The organism is Nonomuraea sediminis, assembly GCF_018531495.1.
In the GTDB taxonomy this organism is placed as follows: domain Bacteria; phylum Actinomycetota; class Actinomycetes; order Streptosporangiales; family Streptosporangiaceae; genus Nonomuraea; species Nonomuraea sediminis.
Genome location: NZ_JAHDTI010000017.1, coordinates 76,831 through 96,255, shown reverse-complemented (window position 1 = coordinate 96,255; position 19,425 = coordinate 76,831). Strand labels below are relative to the sequence as shown.

23 protein-coding genes are annotated in these 19,425 nt (G+C 70.5%); 13 read left to right on the top strand and 10 right to left on the bottom strand.

Annotated elements, in window-relative coordinates:
- Positions 1-6 precede the first annotated feature (6 nt).
- Both KIK09_RS48650 and KIK09_RS48645 read right to left on the bottom strand, forming a co-directional pair.
- Positions 7-1,149, bottom strand: coding sequence for an amidohydrolase family protein (locus tag KIK09_RS48650; RefSeq protein WP_214326388.1), 1,143 nt, complete (start codon positions 1,147-1,149; stop codon positions 7-9).
- Between the two features lie 48 nt (positions 1,150-1,197).
- Positions 1,198-2,163, bottom strand: a complete 966-nt coding sequence (locus KIK09_RS48645; protein WP_214326387.1) for a LacI family DNA-binding transcriptional regulator — start codon at positions 2,161-2,163, stop codon at positions 1,198-1,200.
- Positions 2,164-2,261: 98 nt separating this feature from the next.
- On the opposite strand from KIK09_RS48645, the gene KIK09_RS48640 reads away from it, so the two are divergent.
- Genes KIK09_RS48640 through KIK09_RS48625 form a run of 4 tightly spaced genes read left to right on the top strand, consistent with a single transcriptional unit; the run spans position 2,262 to position 5,663 of the window.
- Complete coding sequence (locus KIK09_RS48640) at positions 2,262-3,149, top strand: ABC transporter substrate-binding protein (protein ID WP_214326386.1); 888 nt, start codon at positions 2,262-2,264, stop codon at positions 3,147-3,149.
- Entirely contained in the window at positions 3,146-4,219 is a 1,074-nt protein-coding gene (locus tag KIK09_RS48635) for an amino acid ABC transporter permease (protein WP_214326385.1), read from the top strand. The genes KIK09_RS48640 and KIK09_RS48635 overlap by 4 nt, the downstream gene beginning before the upstream one ends.
- A complete protein-coding gene (locus KIK09_RS48630) occupies positions 4,219-4,962 on the top strand; it encodes an amino acid ABC transporter ATP-binding protein (RefSeq protein WP_214326384.1) in 744 nt (247 codons plus the stop codon). Before KIK09_RS48635 ends, KIK09_RS48630 begins: the two co-directional genes overlap by 1 nt.
- Positions 4,959-5,663 carry a type 1 glutamine amidotransferase gene (locus tag KIK09_RS48625; protein WP_214326383.1) on the top strand — a complete coding sequence of 235 codons (705 nt, stop codon included), beginning with the start codon at positions 4,959-4,961 and terminating at the stop codon, positions 5,661-5,663. Before KIK09_RS48630 ends, KIK09_RS48625 begins: the two co-directional genes overlap by 4 nt.
- Here the strand turns inward: KIK09_RS48625 and KIK09_RS48620 are convergent.
- Complete coding sequence (locus tag KIK09_RS48620; RefSeq protein ID WP_214326382.1) at positions 5,641-6,891, bottom strand: FAD-dependent oxidoreductase; 1,251 nt, start codon at positions 6,889-6,891, stop codon at positions 5,641-5,643. The genes KIK09_RS48625 and KIK09_RS48620 overlap by 23 nt on opposite strands.
- Positions 6,892-6,956: 65 nt before the next feature.
- Here KIK09_RS48620 and KIK09_RS48615 point away from each other — a divergent pair, with 65 nt between their 5' ends.
- The 6 genes from KIK09_RS48615 (at position 6,957) to KIK09_RS48590 (ending at position 10,377) form a co-directional block, all read left to right on the top strand.
- A complete protein-coding gene (locus KIK09_RS48615) occupies positions 6,957-7,544 on the top strand; it encodes a TetR/AcrR family transcriptional regulator (protein WP_214326381.1) in 588 nt (195 codons plus the stop codon).
- Positions 7,545-7,632: 88 nt separating this feature from the next.
- Positions 7,633-8,229: a sulfite oxidase-like oxidoreductase gene (locus KIK09_RS48610; RefSeq protein WP_214326380.1), complete on the top strand. Its 597-nt coding sequence runs from the start codon at positions 7,633-7,635 to the stop codon at positions 8,227-8,229.
- Positions 8,229-8,939 (top strand): ferredoxin reductase, encoded by a 711-nt coding sequence (locus KIK09_RS48605; RefSeq protein ID WP_214326379.1) that lies wholly within the window; start codon positions 8,229-8,231, stop codon positions 8,937-8,939. The genes KIK09_RS48610 and KIK09_RS48605 overlap by 1 nt, the downstream gene beginning before the upstream one ends.
- Before the next feature lies 1 nt (position 8,940).
- A complete protein-coding gene (locus tag KIK09_RS48600) occupies positions 8,941-9,201 on the top strand; it encodes a DUF6510 family protein (RefSeq protein ID WP_214326378.1) in 261 nt (86 codons plus the stop codon).
- The gene (locus tag KIK09_RS48595; protein WP_214326377.1) at positions 9,201-9,866 is read left to right on the top strand and encodes a YoaK family protein; all 666 of its coding nucleotides are present in this window, start codon (positions 9,201-9,203) and stop codon (positions 9,864-9,866) included. The genes KIK09_RS48600 and KIK09_RS48595 overlap by 1 nt, the downstream gene beginning before the upstream one ends.
- Before the next feature lie 10 nt (positions 9,867-9,876).
- On the top strand, positions 9,877-10,377 hold the full coding sequence (locus tag KIK09_RS48590) for a GNAT family N-acetyltransferase (RefSeq protein WP_214326376.1): 501 nt from the start codon (positions 9,877-9,879) through the stop codon (positions 10,375-10,377).
- Here the strand turns inward: KIK09_RS48590 and KIK09_RS48585 are convergent.
- The 5 genes from KIK09_RS48585 to KIK09_RS48565 form a co-directional block, all read right to left on the bottom strand.
- A complete protein-coding gene (locus KIK09_RS48585) occupies positions 10,374-10,586 on the bottom strand; it encodes a hypothetical protein (RefSeq protein WP_214326375.1) in 213 nt (70 codons plus the stop codon). The two genes, KIK09_RS48590 and KIK09_RS48585, sit on opposite strands and share 4 nt — an antisense overlap.
- Positions 10,587-10,658: 72 nt before the next feature.
- A complete protein-coding gene (locus tag KIK09_RS48580) occupies positions 10,659-11,318 on the bottom strand; it encodes a response regulator (RefSeq protein ID WP_214326374.1) in 660 nt (219 codons plus the stop codon).
- Complete coding sequence (locus tag KIK09_RS48575; protein ID WP_214326373.1) at positions 11,315-12,553, bottom strand: sensor histidine kinase; 1,239 nt, start codon at positions 12,551-12,553, stop codon at positions 11,315-11,317. The genes KIK09_RS48580 and KIK09_RS48575 overlap by 4 nt, the downstream gene beginning before the upstream one ends.
- Before the next feature lie 16 nt (positions 12,554-12,569).
- Positions 12,570-13,154, bottom strand: a complete 585-nt coding sequence (locus tag KIK09_RS48570) for a hypothetical protein (protein ID WP_214326372.1) — start codon at positions 13,152-13,154, stop codon at positions 12,570-12,572.
- An 85-nt stretch (positions 13,155-13,239) separates the two neighbouring features.
- Entirely contained in the window at positions 13,240-13,809 is a 570-nt protein-coding gene (locus KIK09_RS48565) for a TetR/AcrR family transcriptional regulator (RefSeq protein WP_214326371.1), read from the bottom strand.
- Positions 13,810-13,856: 47 nt separating this feature from the next.
- Between KIK09_RS48565 and KIK09_RS48560 the strand changes: the two genes are divergently transcribed.
- Together KIK09_RS48560 and KIK09_RS48555 are read left to right on the top strand one after the other, a co-directional pair.
- Positions 13,857-15,014 carry a cytochrome P450 gene (locus tag KIK09_RS48560; protein ID WP_214326370.1) on the top strand — a complete coding sequence of 386 codons (1,158 nt, stop codon included), beginning with the start codon at positions 13,857-13,859 and terminating at the stop codon, positions 15,012-15,014.
- Between the two features lie 59 nt (positions 15,015-15,073).
- Positions 15,074-15,436 (top strand): YciI family protein, encoded by a 363-nt coding sequence (locus KIK09_RS48555; RefSeq protein WP_214326369.1) that lies wholly within the window; start codon positions 15,074-15,076, stop codon positions 15,434-15,436.
- Here the strand turns inward: KIK09_RS48555 and KIK09_RS48550 are convergent, their stop codons facing one another.
- Positions 15,437-16,231 (bottom strand): alpha/beta fold hydrolase, encoded by a 795-nt coding sequence (locus KIK09_RS48550; RefSeq protein ID WP_214326368.1) that lies wholly within the window; start codon positions 16,229-16,231, stop codon positions 15,437-15,439.
- Positions 16,232-16,404: 173 nt separating this feature from the next.
- Positions 16,405-17,634, bottom strand: coding sequence for a serine hydrolase domain-containing protein (locus KIK09_RS48545; protein WP_214326498.1), 1,230 nt, complete (start codon positions 17,632-17,634; stop codon positions 16,405-16,407).
- A gap of 443 nt (positions 17,635-18,077) precedes the next feature.
- On the opposite strand from KIK09_RS48545, the gene phoA reads away from it, so the two are divergent.
- Positions 18,078-19,418 carry an alkaline phosphatase gene (gene phoA / locus KIK09_RS48540; protein ID WP_308164747.1) on the top strand — a complete coding sequence of 447 codons (1,341 nt, stop codon included), beginning with the start codon at positions 18,078-18,080 and terminating at the stop codon, positions 19,416-19,418.
- Positions 19,419-19,425 lie beyond the last annotated feature (7 nt).

Below are 19,425 nucleotides of genomic sequence, written 5' to 3'. Positions count from 1 at the left end.
GGAACCCTAACCCGGCAGCGGCACCTTCCTGCCGAGCCGGTAGATCGCCACAGGGACCTGCAACGCGGTCACGTCGGCCAGCGGGTCGCCCTGGACGGCCACCAGGTCGGCGTCGAACCCGGGGGCGAGGCGGCCCTTGGCGTCGCCCACCCGGCAGGCCTGAGCCGCCCGCGAGGTGATCGAACGCAGCACGTCGACCGGCTCGAACCCCAGGTCCACCAGCATCTTCGCGCCGAACGGCAGCAACCCGTGCGGCTTGACCGGTGCGATGCCCGCGTCGCTGCCGATGACGAACTTCACCCCGCCCCTGTACAGCTGCCGCAGCGTCTCCATCAGCAGCGGCATCCGCTTGGCCAGGTTGGGCGGCGGCGTCAGGTTCCGCACCGGGACGATCCCGGCGGTGAGCGACACGATCACGTCCGAGGCGGCCAGCCTGGCGATGATGCCCGCGTCGGGCTCGATCGAGTCCTCGGTCCAGAACGCGCAGTGCTCGATCGTGTCGAACCCGGCCTCGAGCGCGTAGACGATGCCCTCGGGGGCGTGGGCGTGGCCGGCGATGGGCAGGCCGAGCTCGTGGGCCTCGTCGGCGGCGGCCTTCAGCTCGGCCATGCCGTACTGGAGCAGGTACGGCTCGCTGCCAGGGGTCATCTCGCCGCCGGTGACCATCATCTTGACCACCCGCGCCCCGCGCTCGGCCCGCTCCCGGACCGCGGCGCGCACGCCCTGCTCGCCCTCGGCCTCGCCGCCCAGGAACCAGCAGTGACCCTTGGGGGTGGTGATCGGCGGGCCCGCGCCGATGATCTCGGGGCCCTCGGTCACGTCGAGTCCGAGCTCCAGCGCCAGGTAGTCGCGATCGCCCAGGTCACGGACCGTCGTGACGCCCGCGTGCAGGTGCCGCGTGGCGGCCTCGCGCATTCGGTCGGCCAGGCCGGGCTCTTCCAGGTGGCCGATCGGGTCGAGGCTGGCGTCGAAGGCCAGGTGGACGTGGCAGTCGATGAGCCCGGGCAGCAACGTGACGTCGTCCCCCAGGTCCAGGGCGTCGGGCGCGTCGTCGGTGACGTCGGCGATCCGCCACCCGTCCACGACCACGACCTTGTTCTCGTGCATGTCGACGCCGTCGAACAGGCGGCGCGCGCGTATGGCGAACATACCTGGACGATCGTCCCGAAGCGGGAACCACGCATGAGTACGGGGTACTCAGTTCGTCGAGCCCCGCATCACCAGCCGGGTCGGCACGAGCAACCGGCCGGGATCGCCGCCGTAGAGCAGGTCGATGAGCGCCCCGGCCGCGAGCGCGCCGCGCCGTTCCGCCTCCAGGCTCAGCACGGTCAGCGGCACGTCCCAGGTCTTGTCCTCGGCGGTCTCGCACATGATCGTGACCTGCAGGTCGTCGGGGATCCGCAGGCCGAGCTTGCGGGCGGTGCTCAGCAGCGCCTCGCCGTAGGTCTCGTTCAGCCCGTGCACCGCGTCGGGACGGTCGGGACGCGACAGCAGCCGCTCGGCCGCCGCCGCGGGCGGCTCGCCGGGCTGCAGCGACTCGATGATCACCGGGTTGCCCGTCGCCAGGCTCCAGGCGCGGTAGGCCTGCTCGGTGTCGAGGGTGTAGGAGTCGGGGTCGGAGCCCGTCAGCAGCGCCACGCGCTCGGCGCCGCGGCCCCGGAGGTGGTCGAGCAGTTCGTGCAGGCGCCGGTCGGAGTCGCTCTCGATGACCGGCACGGCCTCGAAGCCGGTGTCGAGCGGCCGTCCGTCGGCCACCGTCGGCTTCTCGGTCATGAACGGGTGGCCGTGCCCCGGGTCGACCACGATCAGCCCGTCGAGCGGCACGCGGCCCCACAGTTCGGTCGGCAGTACGACCAGCGCGTGGTCGCGCTCGACGGCCAGCATCGTGGCGCCTGAGGTGAAGGCGGCGTAGTAGGGCCGGTAGGTGTGCTCCCACTGCCGGGACCCGATGTGCTCGACCAGTATCCCCAGCACGCCGACCCGCCCCGAGGCCAGCCCGGCCGCGACGGGGTCCGGCTGGTAGCCCAGGCGCTCGGCGGCGGCCCGCACGGTCTGCCGGGTCCTGTCGGACACGCGCCCCTTGCCGCTCAGCGCGTGGGAGACCGTGGTGATCGACAGTCCTGTCGCCTTGGCTACGTCGCGGATGCCGATTCGAGGGGACACGGGCTCCATACTCTCGGTGAGAAAACGTTTTGGCAAACACTATTGACGATGCCAAAACGCTTTTGCAAGAGTTCAGGTCCCCTACCTGGAGAAGCGACATGGTCACCCTTCGTTCAACTGCCTTCGCCGCCGCGGGGCTGGTGGCGCTCCTGCTCGCCGCGGGCTGCGGCGGGGGGTCGTCCTCCTCCGCCAACACCACCGAGGCCAGCGGAGACTCCTACGGCAACTGCAAGGTCAGCGGCAAGCGCGGCGAGTTCAAGCTCAACCCCGTCGTCGCCGACACGCTGAGCGTCCAGGGCGACCTGCCCTCGCCCGGCTGGTGGAACGGCGACACCGTGGCCCAGATCAAGGACGGCTACGAGTACTGCATGGCCGCCAACATCGCCTACCGGGCAGGCCTGTCCAAGCTGGCGATCGAGAACACCCCGTTCGACGCGCTGGTCTCCGGCCGCACCCAGAACTTCGACATGGCGCTGGCCGAGATCTCCATCACCGACGAGCGCAAGAAGGTCGTCAACTTCTCGGCCCCCTACTTCGCCTCCAACATCGGCGTCATGATCAAGAACGGCACCGACGCCTCGGCCGCCAACATCAAGAAGCTGCGCCTGGGCGTCAAGCAGGGCACGGCCGGCGCGCTGTGGGTCGCCAACACGCTCAAGCCCGAGCAGCAGCCCAAGGTCTTCGCCAACGACCCGGAGATGAGCGCCGCCCTGCAGGCCGGCCAGATCGACGCCGCCCTCCAGGACGTGGCGATCATGCTCGGCTCCGCGCAGAAGTCCAACGGCCTGCTCAAGGTCGCCGGCCAGTTCGACACCGGCGAGTCCTACGGCGCCCTCTACCCGAAGAACTCCGCCAACGCCGACACCATCAACAAGATCATCGACCAGATGAAGTCGGACGGCACCCTCGACAAGCTCTCCGCCGACTACCTCGCCAAGGCCTTCGGCGGCGACCCGGCCGCCATCCCCCAGTGGCAGGCCTCGTGAGCGCCGTCACCGTACGGCGGGCCACGGCGCAGCCCGTCCCCCACCCGGCCCGCGGGCTGGCGTTGCTGGGGCTCGGGGCCGCGAGCGTGGCCACGGTGGCGACCTGGCTGGTGACCGCCGAGATCTTCCAGGCCGCCGCCGGGTCGTGGAAATGGGTCTTCGGCGCCGTGGCCGTCGCGGCGGCGGCAGCCGTACTGCTCGTCTTCAAACCGGCCGTGGAGGCCTGGCGCTGCTCGGGGCGGTGCGCCGCGTGCGGCGACGTCGTGGAGAAGCGGGCGCTGGCCGCGCGCGTGCGCGAGTCGGCGTGGACCGCGGCGGGCACGGCCTTCGCGGTCCTGTGCGCGCTGGCGCTGGTGATGTTCGTGCTGGCCAACGACGCCGCGGTGCAGCGGACGTTCTTCCAGGGCGAGCTGATCGGCACCAGCACGCTCGACATCATCAGGGCCTTCGGCACCAACCTCTTCATCGCCGTCGTGGCGCAGGTGTTCGTGCTCGTCTGGGGCCTGATCCTGGCGCTGGCCCGGCTCGCCCCCGGCCGCGTGGGGCGCCCGATCAGGGCGCTCGCGGTCGCCTACATCGACGTGATCAGGGCGGTCCCGGCGATCATCGTGATCTACCTGATCGGGTTCGGGCTGCCGATCGCGCAGATCCCCGTCCTGTCGGGGCTGAGCCAGACCTGGTACGCCATCCTCGCGCTGACCATCGTCTACGGCGCCTACGTGGCCGAGGTGTTCCGCTCGGGCATCGAGTCGGTGCACCCGAGCCAGGTCGCCGCCTCCCGCTCGCTCGGCTTCTCCTACCTGGCCACCATGCGCCACGTCGTGGTGCCGCAGGCGACCAAGCGGGTGATCCCGCCGCTGCTCAACGACTTCATCGGCCTGCAGAAGGACACCGCGCTGGTCAACGTGATCGGCACGATCGACGCCTTCAACCAGGCCAAGATCTTCTCCGCCAACCACTTCAACCTGTCCTCGGTGACCGTGGTGGCGGGACTGTTCATCCTCATCACCATCCCGCAGGCGCGGTTCGTGGACCGGCTCATCGCCCGCGACAAGGCCAAGGGGTCCTGATGGCCTTCCTCGAGATCTCCGACCTGCGCAAGAGCTACGGCGAGCACGAGGTGCTGCGCGGCATCGACCTGTCGGTCGAGCAGCACCAGGTCATCTGCCTCATCGGCGCCTCCGGCAGCGGCAAGTCCACGCTGCTGCGCTGCGTCAACGCGCTCGAACCGATCGACGGCGGCAGCGTCACGCTGGACGGAGAGGTCGTCTCCGGCGCCGGGGTCGACGTCGACCTGCTGCGCCGCGACGTCGGCATGGTCTTCCAGAGCTACAACCTGTTCCCGCACATGAGCGTGCTCGACAACGTCACGCTGGCCCCGATCAAGCTGGGCGGGCTGTCGCGCTCGCAGGCTGTGGACAAGGGCATGGCCCTGCTGGAGCGGGTGGGCCTGGCCGACAAGGCCAAGGCGTTCCCCGACCGGCTGTCCGGTGGCCAGCAGCAGCGCGTGGCGATCGTGCGCACGCTGGCCATGGAGCCGCGCGTCCTGCTGCTCGACGAGATCACCGCGGCGCTCGACCCCGAACTGGTCGCCGAGGTGCTCGGCATCGTCAGGCAACTGGCCCAGGAGGGCCTGACCATGCTGCTGGCCACCCACGAGATGGGCTTCGCCAAGGAGGTCGCCGACAAGGTCTGCTTCCTCCACCAGGGCAGCCTGCTCGAACAGGGTCCCCCTTCACAGATCTTCACCGACCCGGTTGAGGAGCGTACACGCATGTTCCTGAAGTCGATCATCGCGGCGGGGCGGCTGTGATCCTGGCCATTCAGCACGAGGACGGTACCGGTCCCGACCTCATCGGCTCGCGGATCGCCGCTGCTGGCGTGCCGCTCGACCTGCGCTGCCCGTTCCGCGGGGATGAGGTTCCCGCGTCCTTGGAGGGGTACGGCGGGCTGCTCGTGCTCGGTGGTACCCCGGGGACCTACGACGTGGAGATCGCGCCGTGGCTGCCGCGGGTACAGGAACTGCTGCGGGAGGCGGTGCGCACCGAGCTGCCGACGCTGGGCGTGTGCCTGGGCGGGCAGTTGCTCGCCGCCGCCTGTGGGGGAGAGGTCCGGGTGGCCGACCGCCACCAGGTCGGCCTGTTCCCGCTGCGCGCGCATCCCGCCGTCGCCGACGATCCGTTGTTCGGCGGGCTTCCGGCCGAGGCGGCGGCCGTGCAGTGGCACTGGGACGAGATCAGCGTGCTGCCGCCCGGCGCGGTGCCGCTGCTGTGGGACGCCGACTTCCCGCACCAGGCCTTCCGTCTGGGTTCGTCGGCGTGGGGCGTGCAGTTCCACCCCGAGGTGCTGCTGGATTCGGCCCGCGCCTGGGCCAAGGACGACTCCGAGCGGCTCGGCCGCGACGTCTCCGAGATGCTCGCGGAGATCGAGGCGGCCGAGCCCGCCCTGCGCGCCCAGTGGGGCGCCTTGGCCGACCGGTGGATCGGCGTCATCAGGAGAACACCTTCGCCTTGAGCTTGGGGAAGCGCTGCGCGACACGCAGGAAGGTCTTGAAGCCCGTCCTGGCCAGGCGGCTGCCGCCGGTGAACTGCTCGGCCGCCTTCATCGAGTCGCGCACGGCGGCGAAGCCGTACTCCCGCATCTGCTCCTCGTAGGCCGCGATGGCCCGCACCGGGTCCTGGCCGCTGGTCAGGGCCTGGTGGAGCAGGCGGGCGTCGCGCAGCGCGGTGTTGGCGCCGATGCCGCGCATCGGGGTCATGCTGTGGATCGCGTCGCCCAGCAGCGTGATGTTGGTGGCCTGCCACGGCTCGATCGGGATCGAGGTGCGGATCGGCAGCAGCGTCACCGTGTCGGGGTGTGACAGGTCGACCAGTTTGCGCAGGTCGGGGTGCCAGGTCTGGATCATCCGCGCCACGGTGTCCTTCAGCTCCTTTCCCGACATCTGGGAAATGTTGCTGGGGAAGCGGTCGATGGTCGCGCCGAAGGCCCACAGAACGTAGCTGCTGGTGTTGTCCATCAGCGCGCCGGCCTGCTCGGTCGAGCCGATCCCGGTGCGCGGGGCGTCGTCGCCGAGCTCGTGCGGGGCGCAGAACAGGCCCATGCCCACGGGCGGGATGACGCTGTTGGGCCCGGCGACGAGCCGGTCGGCGACCAGGCGCTTGGTCTGCGGTGTGAGCGGGAACTTGCCGGCGACCGTGGTGATGTGCGTGTCGACGCGCTGGGCGTGCGGCAGGTACTGCTTGCGCACCCGCGAGTTGCCGCCGTCGGCCGCGACCACGATGTCGGCCGTCTCGCTCGTGCCGTCCTCGAACAGCAGCCTGATGCGCCCGTCGGCCAGGCGCTCGTACCGCTCGAAGGTCTTGCCGAAGCGCACCACGTCCTGCATGCCTGACAGCAGCACCTGGCGGAGCGTGATGCGGCTGACCGAGTGGTGGTCGTCGGCGGGGTCGGCCGCCTTGGCCGTCTCGATGAGCAGCAGCTGGTCCATCTTCTCGGTCAGGAAGCCGAAGTCCTGGCCGCTGACCCCGGCCGTGTCGAGGAAGGCCTGCCACAGGTGGGCGGGAAGGCAGTCGCGCAGGGCGCGGGCGCCGTTCGGGTCGATGTGCACCCGGTAGCCCTGCAGCCGGTCGCCGGGAGTGCGGTCCCGCTCGAAGACTGTGACCGGGTGGCCGGCCTTCTTCAGCCCCTGGGCCAGGCACAGCCCGCCGATTCCGCCGCCGATGATCGCGATGTGAGGTCTCATGCCGGCAACTATCACCCGTCTGGATGATTCTGTCAACCATCCGGATGGATGATAGTGTGGGCGGTATGAGACGAGCACCGGAGGAGAAGCAACGGGACCCCGAACGCACCAAGGCCCGGATCCTGCAGGCCGCCGTGACGGAGTTCGCGGCCAAGGGGTTCGCCGGCGCCCGTGTCAGCGAGATCGCCGATCGCGCGGGCGTGAACAAGCAGCTGATCTCCTACTACTTCGGTGGCAAGGAAGGCCTCTACCGCGCGCTGACCAGCCAGTGGCAGAGCGAGGAGAGCGTGTTCGCCGACCGGTCCACCTCGCTGGGCAAGCTGGCCGCCGGATACGTGCGCGCCAGCTCCGCCTACCGCGACTTCGGCAAGCTCATGCTCTGGGAGGGGTTGTCAGAGGCCGAGCCCGACCCGCGCTTCACCCAGGAGATGCGGCGCAACGTCGAGGAGCTGCGCAAGCGGCAGGAAGCCGGCGAGTTCCCCGCCGACCTCGACCCGGCCGCGCTGCTCGTGGTGCTGTTCGCGGCGGCCGCGGCCGGAATCGCCTTCCCGCAGCTCGTGCGCGCGGTCTTCGACCAGGACCCCGCCTCGCCCGAGTTCGCCGAGCGTTTCGCCACGCAGATCGAGCGGCTGGTCGACCACCTGCGCGGCTGATTTGGCGTATTCACGCGATGCCCCGCGCGCGCCTGTCCGTGTTTGCTGATTCCGGCCATGCACAATCGGCTTATGTCTGGAGGCGTACATGGAGATCATCTCCCGCGGATTTCGCGGCAAGCAGCGAAGTGACGACCGGCTACCACCCGGCCAGTACCTGACCGAGGACTTCCCTGTCCTGTCGGCCGGACCCACGCCGCACGTGCCGCTCGACCGGTGGGAGTTCACCATCGACACCGAGGCGGACCAGGTGCACCGGTGGAACTGGCAGGAGTTCACGGCTCTGCCGTACGAGACGCCGACGGTGGACATCCACTGCGTGACCACCTGGTCGAAGCTGGACACGAGCTGGCAGGGCATCTCGCTGGACGTGCTCTTCGAGAACGTCGACAGCGCCGCCGAATTCGCGCTCATCCACTCCTACGGCGGCTACACCACGAACCTGCCCGTGGAGGACCTGCTGGACGGCAAGGCCTGGATCGTCTACCGCTACGACGGCGAGGAACTGGCGCCGCAGCACGGCGGGCCCGCCCGGCTGCTGGTGCCGCACCTGTACTTCTGGAAGTCGGCCAAGTGGGTGCGCGGGATCCGGCTGATGGACCAGGACTGGCCGGGCTTCTGGGAGACCGCCGGCTACCACAACTACGGCGACCCGTGGCGCGAGCAGCGTTACGAGGGCGACTGATGGCCCGCCTCACCTGGCGGGAAGCGCGCCTGGTCAAGGTGCGCGACGAGACCGCCACCGCCCGCACGCTGGTCCTGGAGGCCCTAGGCTGGCCGGGACACCTGGCCGGACAGCATCTGGACGTGCGGCTGACCGCCGAGGACGGCTACCAGGCGCGCCGCAGCTACTCCCTGGCCGCGCCCGCCGACGGCGACCGCATCGAGCTGACCGTGCAGCGCGTGGCCGACGGCGAGGTCTCGCCGTACCTGACCGAGGTCATGGAGCCCGGCGACGCGCTCGAGCTGCGCGGCCCCGTCGGCGGCTGGTTCGTCTGGCGGCCCGCCAGTCCCGCGCCGGTGCTGCTGGTCGCGGGCGGCGCGGGCATCGTGCCGCTGATGGCCATGATCAGGCAACGCCGTACGGCCGGCGCCGCCACCCCGTTCCGCCTGGTCTACTCCCTGCGCGACCCCGGGCAGCTCTACTACGCCGACGAACTGCGCGACCCCGGCCTCGGGCTGGACGTGACGCTCGCCTACACCCGGGCCACCCCCGACGGCTGGCCCCGTACGGCAGGCCGCCTCACCACCGGCGACCTGGGCCCCTACCGGGAGGCCGACTGCTTCGTGTGCGGCCCGACCGGGTTCGTCGAGGCGGCCGCCGACCTGCTCCAGGAGCTGGGCCACGATCCCGCCCGCATCAGAACAGAACGCTTCGGCCCGACGGGAGACTGACATGACCGACTACCTGGACGGCAACGCCCTGGCAGGCCCGCTGGCCGAGATCTTCGCCGTCGACGTCTCCGCCGCGATCGGCCAGTGCGCCTCGTGCGGCCTGGCGGGGCCCGTCGCCTCCCTGCGCGTGTACGGCCCCGACCCCGGCCTGGTCGCGCGCTGCCCCGGGTGCGAGGAGGTCGTGCTGCGGCTGGTCCGCGGGCCCGACGCCGCCTGGCTCGACCTGCGGGGCGCGGTGTCGCTGCGCATCCCGCTTGGCTGATGCGGCGCTGGCTCTTCCCCGACCTGCCCGAGCGGCACGGCCACCTGCTGGTCATGCTGACCGTGGTCACCGGGATGGTCGACGCGGTCAGCTTTCTCGGGCTCGGCCGGGTCTTCGTGGCGAACATGACCGGCAACGTGGTCTTCCTCGGCTTCACCCTGGCCGGTTACCGGACCTCGGACGCGTGGGCGTCCCTGCTGGCCATCGCGGCCTTCGCCGTGGGCGCCTGGGCGGCGGGCCGCCTCACCCGCAACCTGCCCGCACCCAGCGGCCGCCGGGTCCGCGTGTTCGAGGTCGCGGTCGGCACGCAGACCCTGCTCGTGGGCGCCGCGCTCGTCGTGACGCTGACGTTCGGTCACCAGCACCCGGCGCCGAGGATGGTGCTGATCGCGCTGCTGGGGTTCGGCATGGGCCTGCAGATGGGCACGGTCCGCGCCCTGGCGGTCCCCGACCTGGCCACCAACGTCATCACCACCACGCTGACCGGCCTGGCGGCCGACCCGCCGGGCCCGCCGAGCAGGCGCCGCCTGGTGTCGATCGTCGCCATGTTCCTCGGCGCCTTCGCCGGCGCCGCCCTCCACCTGCACGTGGCCGTATGGGCGGCTCTGCTGGCGGCGATGATCCTCCTCGCCCTCACCACCGTCCTCGCCATCCGCCAGACCTAGTGTGATCTCCATGGATTTCACGACGTTCCAGGCTTCGGCCGCGGATGCCGACACGATCGGCGAGATCCACGCCTCCTCGTGGCTGGCCGCCTACGGCCCCTTCTTCGCGCCGGAATTCTTCGCCCAGGCCGTGCGGCACCGCCGCACGAAGTGGCCCGCGGTGCTGGCCGAGCGGAAGGGCGCCGTTCTGCTGGGCGCGCTCGGCGGGCGGCCGCTGGCCTTCGCCTTCATCGGTGAGTCGCCCACCCGTCCCGGATCGGCCGAGATCCACTCCTGCTTCGCCCACCCCGACGGATGGGGCACCGGTGTCACGGCGTTCCTCATGGCGGCCGCGATCGACCGGTTGAGGGAGGACGGATACCGGCACGTCCATCTGTGGACGTTGCGGGACACGGCGCAGTCACGCCGCTTCTACGCCAAGTGCGGGTTCGCCGAGTCGGGTCGGACCCGCGGCTGGGACTTCGGCGATGGGAACCTGATGCCTCAGGTCGAGTACGAGCGCGGGCTCTAGCCGGCGGCCAGGCGCTCGAACAGGTCGAGGGCCGCTTGCCGTACGTCGTCGGGCGAGACGCCGCTGAGCTGCTGCCTGGCCTGGTCGACGTCACGCGTCGTGGCCAGGGTGATCGCCACGGACGCGGCCGCGGCACGGTCCAGTGACCCTGCGGGCGCGTCGTCGGCCAGCTGCTGGGCGCTCGCGGCGAGGTCGAGGTTGTCCTTCAAGCGATGCTCCTCGAATGGTTGGGCTCGACCATTGCATCACCTGCCGAGCCCCTCTATCCACCGATCGGTGAATTAGTCACTACCCGGAATGGTGACACCTGACTCGTATGCCAGGATCACTGCTTGCACCCGATCGCGCAGGCCGAGCTTGGTGAGCAGGTTGCTGACGTGGGTCTTGACCGTGTGCTCTGTCACCACCAGGGTTTCCGCGATCTCCGCGTTGGACAGGCCGCGGGCGATGAGCTGCAGCGTCTCGCGCTCCCTGGCCGTCAGTACGGCCAGCTCCCGCGTGGGCCTGGGCGTCGGCCTGGCGGCGAACTCCGAGATCAGCCGGCGGGTGACCGCGGGCGCCAGCAGCGCCTCGCCGGCCGCCACCACGCGCACCGCGTTGACCAGGTCGTCCCGCCGCACGTCCTTGAGCAGGAACCCGCTGGCCCCCGCGCGCAGCGCGTCGTAGACGTAGTCGTCGTGGTCGAACGTGGTGAGCATGAGCACCTTGCAGCCCGTTTCCGCGCACACGATCCTGGCCGCCTCGATGCCGTCCATCCTGGGCATCCGGATGTCCAGGAGCAGCACGTCGGGATCGTGCTCGCGGACGGCGGCCACGGCCTCGACGCCGTCGCCGGCCTCGGCCACCACCTCGATGTCCGGCTGCGCGGCCAGGATCATCGCGAACCCGCCGCGCACCAGCTCCTGGTCGTCGGCCACGACCACCCGTACCGTCGCCGTCACGGCCGGGCCAGCGGCAGCCGTACGGTGACCTGGAAGCCCCGGCCGTCGGCACGGGGACCCGCGGTGGCGGTGCCGCCGCAGGCGGCGGCGCGCTCGCGGATGCCGATCAGGCCGTTGCCGCCGGAGGGCAGGGCGCGGCCCGTGCCCTGGCCCTCGTCGGTGATGTCGATCATCAGGGTGTCGTCCTCCCAGGTGAGCGCGATCTCGGCGCGGTCGGCGCCGGAGTGCTTGACGATGTTGGTGAGCGCCTCCTGCGTCACCCGGTAGGCGGCCACCGCGGTGTCGGGGGGCAGCGTCCCCGGGGTGCCCGAGACGGCGTAGTCCACCTCGAGTCCCGTTCCGGCGATCAGGGCGGGCAGGTCGTCGATGGTCGGCTGGGGAGCCCTCGGCTGTTCGCCCTTCTCCTTGAGCACGCCCAGCATGCGGCGCAACTGCTCCATCGCGTCGCGGCCCGCGGCGGCGATGGCGTCGAAGGCGGCCTCGGCGCGGTCGGGATCGCTGCGGACGACCACGGGTCCCGCCTCGGCCTGGACGACCATGAGGCTGACGGCGTGGGCGAGGATGTCGTGCATGTCCCTGGCGATCCTGGCCCGCTCCCGCTCGGCCGCCCGCTCGGCCTCGACCTCCCGCTCGCGTTCCAGCCTCTCTGCGCGCTCGGCCTCGAGCCTGCGGGCGCGGTCGAGGTGGTCGGCCCGTTCCGCTTCGAGGCGCCGCGCGAGGTCGAGGTGGTCGGCGCGTTCCGCGAGCGTGGCGGCGTAGGCCCGGGAGGTGGCGGCGGCGCGTCCGATGGCGTAGGCGGCGACGGCGCCGAGCAGGCCGCGGATCGCCGTGGCCGAGGAGCCCACCAGGAGCAGCATGCCCCCGATGGCCACCACCACGACGACGAGCCCCAACCACCGCCTGCTGTAGACGGCGACTGTGTAGAGCCCGATCAGGCTGGAGTACCACACGGGCTGCGAGGGCACGGGCCCGGTCACGTCATAGAAGGAGATGGCGGTCAGCGAGACCAGCATGGCGATGATCGGCGCCCGCCGCCGCCACGCCACCGGTACCGACGCGACGACCACGACGACGTACCCCAGCCGGCTCCACGGCAAGCCCTGGTCGTCCTCCTGCGACAGGAACGGCCACATCTGCGCCACGAGCACCAGTACGGCCAGCGCCCCGTCCACCCAGAGCGGAGGGAGCGCCCGGACCCACCGACGCGCTCCCTCAACAACAGGCAGATCGGACATAAGCCCCCATCTTTCCTCACGCATGGGCGAGCGCGTGACGCGCCCCGGAGTCCGTGCGGCGGATCATCGGCAGGAAGGAGACCAGCAGGCACAGCGCACCGAGGGGGATCAGGTCCTTGTTGACCGTCGGCACCGCGAAGTCCAGCATCACCAGCACCGGCGTCCACCACTTGACCTGCCGCGCGACTGCCAGCTGCACGACCAGCGCGAGCTGCGCGGCGTAGAACAGGAAGGGCCCGGCGTCGTAGACCGCGAGCGACACCCCGGGCACGGCCCTGACCTGGTCGAACAGCGGGCTCATCGCCTCGTGCGAGGATGCCATGAACCCGATCACGATGTCGATCGCGAACTGCGCGCCGGCGCAGGCGATCCCCACGACACCGACGACGACGCTGAGCGTGGCGGGCCAGGTCCGCCCCAGCATCCTCCGCATCTCCAGAAATATCGGGACAAAGAGCGCGAGTGCGCCGAGGAAGGCCAGGTGCCCGGTGGTCCAGGCGATCCCCGGCCCCCGGCTTCCGTCGAACCCGTCCACGATCCGGATCAGGCCATAGGCGAGCACGAGCAGGGGAGCGACGACGAAGGCGGCGCGGCTTTTCATGAGTGGTCTCCTTGAGCAGTGGCAACGCACTCATCGTCGTGTTTGGCACCCCGCGCCGTGATCGCCGCCGCGACTGAAGTTCGCCTCACTCCTGAGAGTGAGAAGCCGCCTCGATCACGCCGCGCAGCGCCATGGAGATCCGCTCGGCCGCCGTCTCGGGATCAGGCATGCCGTTGTCGAGCCAGGCGATGACCCCCTCGATCGTCGCCGCGAAGGTGAGCTGGGCGGCCCAGCCCAGCCAGGCCGGATCGGGGATCCGCGCGGCCAGATTGCGCCGGGCGATCTCGATCGACTCGGTGGTGAACACGTCGACGAAGTCGCGGAACTCCGGCTCGCGCGCCGCGTACCTGAACAGCAGCCGGAACCCGTCGGGATCCTCCCCGGCCGCCCGCACCAGTGCGGGGATCGTCCGGTCCGAGTAGCCCGCCGAGCCCACCCGTTCGGCCAGAAGGGTGCAGGCCCGCTCGAGGATCGCGCGGTAGAGCTCGTTCTTGGACTCGAAGTGCCGGTAGAGGATCACCCGGCTGATCCCGGCCTCGGCGGCCACGTCGTCCAGGCTGGTCGCGGCATAGCCCCGCGAGGCGAACGCGCGGGTCGCGGCGCCCAGGATCTGCTCGCGCCGCTCGGCTCGGCGCATCCGCCGTACGGTCTCCATCCACGCTCCTCTTGTTAACTCTCAAGTCTACAAGTAGCGTTGTTTATATGCGAGTAAACAACTTGCCGCTCGCGCCCGAGCTGCTGCGCGAGCTCCAGCGCGAAGGTCCCGTCCACCGGATCCGGACCCGGGTGGGCCACGAGGCCTGGCTCGTCACCGGTTACGAAGAGGTGCGCGCCCTGCTCGACGACCCGCGCCTGGGCCGTTCACACCCGGACCCGGACAACGCCGCGCGGATCGGCGACTCCGCCCTGTTCGGCGGCCCCCTCGGCGACTTCGACACCGAGCACGCCGAGCACGCCAGGATGCGCGCCCAGCTCCAGCCGCACTTCTCACCCAAGCGCATGCGCGCCCTGCGTCCCCGCGTCGAGGCGCTGGCCGACGGCCTCCTCGACGACCTGGCCGAGCACGGCTCGCCCGCCGACCTCCAGGCCGCCGTCGCCACGCCGCTGCCGATCCTGGTCATCTGCGAGCTGCTCGGCGTGCCGTACGAGGATCGCGAGCAGTTCCGCGCCTGGAGCCAGGCGGCCGGCAACACCCGCGACAACGAGCTGTCCCTGTGGGGACTGACCGAGCTCTACGAGTACGGCAGGCGACTCGTGCGGCGCAAACGCGACGACCCCGGCGACGACGTGATCACCAGGCTGCTCGACGCCCCCGACACCGACGACGGCGAGATCGCGATGCGCGGGATGAACCTGCTGTTCGCCGGGCACGAGACCACGGTCGTCCAGATCGGGGTAGGGGCGCTGCAACTGCTCGCCAACCGCGACCAGTGGGAGGCGCTGCGGGCCGGCCCCGGACTGATCCCACGGGCCATCGACGAGATCATGCGGGCGCCGGACACGAACATCGGTGGCGGCGGCATCCCCCGCTACGCCAGGACCCGCTTCGAGCTGGGCGGCGTGGCGATCGAGGCGGGCGAGCTGGTCCTGCTGTCCGTCGGCGCGGCCAACCACGACGAGAAGGAGTTCGCCGACCCGGACCGCTTCGACGTCGGCAGGCAGGCGGCCGGGCATCTGACCTTCGGGCACGGGTCGCGCTACTGCATCGGGGCGCCGCTGGCCAAGATCGAGCTGGAGGTGGTCTTCTCCCGGCTCATCCCGCGCTTCCCCGGCATGCGGCTGGCCGTACCCGTGGAGGAGCTGCGCCACCACGAGGACTCGCTCACGGGAGGGCTGATCGAACTTCCCGTGATTTTCTGAGCCGAGCGTGTAGAGAACGCGCCGCCCGCGCCGACCCAGGGGTGAAAGGAGCGCATCTGATGAAGTACATGCTGGTGATGAACCTGAACCCCAAGCAGTTCGAGTCGCTGACCGAGGAGCAGCGCGACGAGATCTTCCGCGGTCACGAGGAGCTCATCGAGACCATCACCAAGTCGGGCGAGATGGTCACCACGGTCGCCCTGGCCGATCCGTCGCAGACGGTCACGGTCCGCGTGCGCGACGGCCGGACGGTGGGCACCGACGGGCCGTACCAGGCGTCGGAGGAGTTCGTCTGCGGCTACTACGTGGTCGACTGCGAGTCCAGGGAGCGGGCGGTGGAGTTGGCGGCGTTGATCCCTGACGCCCGCTACGCGCCGGTCGAGGTCCGCCCGATCATGTACGACGGCGGGCCGGAGGCCTGATCAGCCGAAGAAGCGCTCGAGGACGGGGGCCAGCGCCTCGGCCTTGACGATGTGGGTCTGGCCGGGCAGCGTCACGTAGTCGGCGTTGGGCAGCTGCTCGGCCAGCGTGCGCACACCGCTGCGCATCCAGGCCGGGCTCTTGCCGCCGTCGATGGCCAGCGCGGGGATCGCCACGTTCGCCCAGGCATCCGCGGGGTACGGCCGGCCGTGCTCGTGGTCCGCCACGAAGGAGACGTCGTACGGCAGCGTGTGCGCGACCGCCTTGAGCCCGGACCAGGCGGGCATGAGCGGCATCAGGGCCACCACGGGCGCGGGCAGGTTCACGCCGGCGCGCATGAAGTACTTGACCGCCTTGCCGCGTTGCCCGGTGGCGACCAGCTCGTCCATGCGCCGGACGTAGTCGGCGGGGATCGGCGGGCGGGTGTCGTCCACGAAGAACGGCGGCTCGAAGACGGCCAGCTTCGTGATCGGCAGCCCGCTCTCGGCGGCGTCCAGTGCCAGCGCGGCACCTGAGGAGATCCCGTAGACGCGGGCGGAGCCGCCCGCCGCGTCGATCACCGCGGCCAGGTCCTCGATCTCGCGCTCGGGCGCGAACGGGAGGGTGTCGCCGCTGTCGCCTCGGCCCCTGCGGTCGTAGGTGAGGACGGTGAAGTTCTTCGCCAGGGCCTGGGCCAGCGCGCCGTTCGGGCCGGCCTTGCGGTGGCACAGCGCGCCGTCGACCAGGACCACGGCGGGTCCCTCGCCCAGCCGATCGAACGCGATCGGGGTGCCGTCCTTCGACGTGGTCCGGTCCATGACGTTCCTCCTCTTAGGTGTGATCCCAGCATGCTGCCGACAAATTAATTTGTCAAGACTGAGTAGGGGTCTACTCATGCGAGCGGGGCCCCTGCGGCGCAGGGTGGGAGTCGCTGCCGCGAGGAGGGGATCGCACGTGCCGCGCTTGCGCGGCACGTGCGACGTCAGGGCGCTCAGTTGTCGATCGCCTGGTAGAGCGTGGTCCAGAAGTCGTGGAAGACCCGCGCCGAATTCGGAACGGACGCCCCGACCTGGGTGAGCAGGATGCCGGTGAGCTGGTTGGCCGGGTCGGCGTAGGTCGAGGTGCCGCTTCCGCCGTCCCAGCCGAACTGGCCGATGGGCGCGTAGTCGCCGCGGTAGGTGCGCACCGCCATCCCGAAGCCCCAGCCGCCGTGCTGCCCCTGGCCGAAGGAGATGTGGACGTTGTCGCGGGCCATGGCGTTGCGGCCGGCGTTCTGCTCGGGCGTGAGGCGGTTGGTGGTCATCAGCTCGACCGCGGGCCGGGACAGGATCCGATGGCTGCCGTGCATCCCGCCATTGAGCAGCATCCGGAAGTAGGCGTGGTAGTCATCGACGGTGGAGACCAGCCCACCGCCGCCGCCCGGGAAGGCCGGAGACTCGCTCCACCGCCCGCCCTTGGCCTCGTCCCACACGAGGAACTCGCCGGTCTGCGGGTCGGGGGCGTACAGGGTCGGCATCCGGTCGATCTTGTCGGCGGGCACGTGGAAGGCGGTGTCCTTCATCCCCAGCGGGTCGAAGATGCGTTCCCGCAGGAACGTCTCGAACGACTGGCCCGTGACCCTGGCCACCAGCACGCCGAGCAGATCGTTGCTGATGTGGTACTGCCAGCGCTCGCCGGGCTGGTACATCAGCGGCAGCGCGCCCAGGCGGCGCAGCCACTCATCGGGCTCGGGCATGGGCTCGGGCAGATTGGGCGTGAGCCCCTGCTCGAAGACCGCGTTCATGATCGGAGTGCCCAGCGACGTCATGTCCATGCCGAGCCCGAACGTGGAGGTCAGCAGGTCCCGCACGGTGATCGGCCGCCGTGCCGGCACGGTGTCGTCCAGCGGGCTGTCGATCCGCTTCAGCACCTGCCGGTCGGCGAGTTCCGGCAGCCACTGGTCCACCGGGTCGTCCAGCCGCAGCCTGCACTCGTCAAGCAGGACCATCGCCGCCGCGATCGAGACCGGCTTGGACGTGGAGGCCATCCGGAAGATCGTGTCCCGCCGCATCGGCGCGCCACCGTCATGCCGCATGGTCCCGATCGCCTCGACGTGCGTCTCCTCGCCCCGGCCGACCAGGGCGACCAGCCCGGGGATCTTCCCGGACTCGACATGCCCCGCCAGCACGTCACGCAGCCTGCGCAGCCCTGCTTCGGAGAAGCCGCCGTTGCTCTGTCCCATCATGAATCTCCTTGCGCACAGTGTTCGATCTGCGAGGTCGGACTCGCGAACCGTTCATGGCGACCACCATCGCCGACCGCGCTGATGCCGGACCGCCGCCGTACTGACGCGGTCGCTGACACGACCCGGTCGAGCACGTCCTGGGCTCGCCGTTGAGCTGGCAGCCCTTCTCGGCCGGGGTCACAACGGCTACACCACCCACCCCCGCTGCTTGAGGTGCTCGACTTGAGCGCTTCAGGTTCGGCGCGCACCGAAGGTCGTCTCGAAGGCGAGGGCGCTGGTAGTGGGCCCCCTTCCTCCAGCTCGCACATGACCGGATCGACCAGCCGCAGGCGTACATGATCTGAGTGTTCACCCGGGGTTCATGGAAGTGGCGGGAGTGAGTCATGGGGGTCTGGTGGTCTTCTACGGGTTTGTACGAGTTTGATACGAGGAGATCCGACGTGGTTGGGATCAAGGGGCGTCGTAAGGCGCTGACTGTGGTGGCGGCGGGGTTGCTGGCCGCCGTGGCGGTGCCGGGTCTGGCGGGGGCCTCCGACGGGGATCGGACGGACGAGATCAGGTCGGCGTTCTACGGTGGGCATGCGCGCAACGTCATCCTGCTGATCGGCGACGGGATGGGCGATTCCGAGATCACCATCGCCCGGAACTACGCCAAGGGGGCCGCCGGGCGGCTCAACATGGACTCGCTCCCGTTCACCGGGGCGTACACGACGTACGCCGTGAGCAAGGACGCCCCGAACAAGCCCGACTACGTCACCGACTCCGCCGCGAGCGGTACGGGCTGGGCGACGGGCCACAAGACCTACAACGGCGCCATCTCCGTCACCCCCGACGGCAAGCCGCAGCCGACGCTGCTCGAGCTGGCCAAGCAGGCCGGGTACCGCACCGGTGACGTCACGACCGCCGAGCTGACCGACGCGACGCCGGCCGTACTGGCTGCCCATGTCGTGGACAGGACCTGTCAGGGGCCGGCCGACATGGCCAAGTGCCCGGACAACGACAAGGCCAAGGGCGGCGCGGGCTCCATCGCCGAGCAGGAGATCGTCACCGGCGCCGACGTGTACCTGGGCGGCGGCAAGCAGCGCTTCGACCAGACCGTCACCGGCGGTGGCACCGTCATCCAGCAGGCGCAGGGCGCCGGCTACAACGTGGTCACCGACAAGGGCGGGCTCGCCGCGGCCAAGCCTGGCACCAAGCTGCTCGGGCTGTTCGCGTCCGGCAACATGCCGCAGGAGTGGACAGGCCCGCTGGCCAAGGTCGGCGGCACGGCGCCGTCCAAGTGCACGACCAACACGGCCTACGACCCGAACGCGCCCCACCTGTCGGAGATGGCCACCAAGGCGATCTCCCTGCTCGAGGGACGCGGACGGCGCGGGTTCTTCCTGCAGATCGAGGGCGCGTCGATCGACAAGCGCGACCACGCCGCCGACCCGTGCGGGCAGATCGGGGAGAACGTCGAGTTCGACAACGCGGTGAAGGTGGCGCTCGACTACGCGCGCAGCCACCGCGACACCCTCGTCGTCGTGACGGCGGACCACGGGCACACCAGCCAGATCATCCCGCTCGAGGCGCAGAGCCCCGGCCAGACGGCCACCCTCATCACCGCCGACGACGCGCCCATGAAGATCAACTACGCCACCAACACGCCCGGCGCCTCCCAGGAGCACACGGGCACCGAGGTCCGCATCGCCGCCCAGGGCCCCCAGGCCTCCAACGTCCTCGGCGTAACCGACCAAACCGACCTCTTCGGCACCATCACCCGAGCCCTCTCCCTCCGCTGACCCAGCC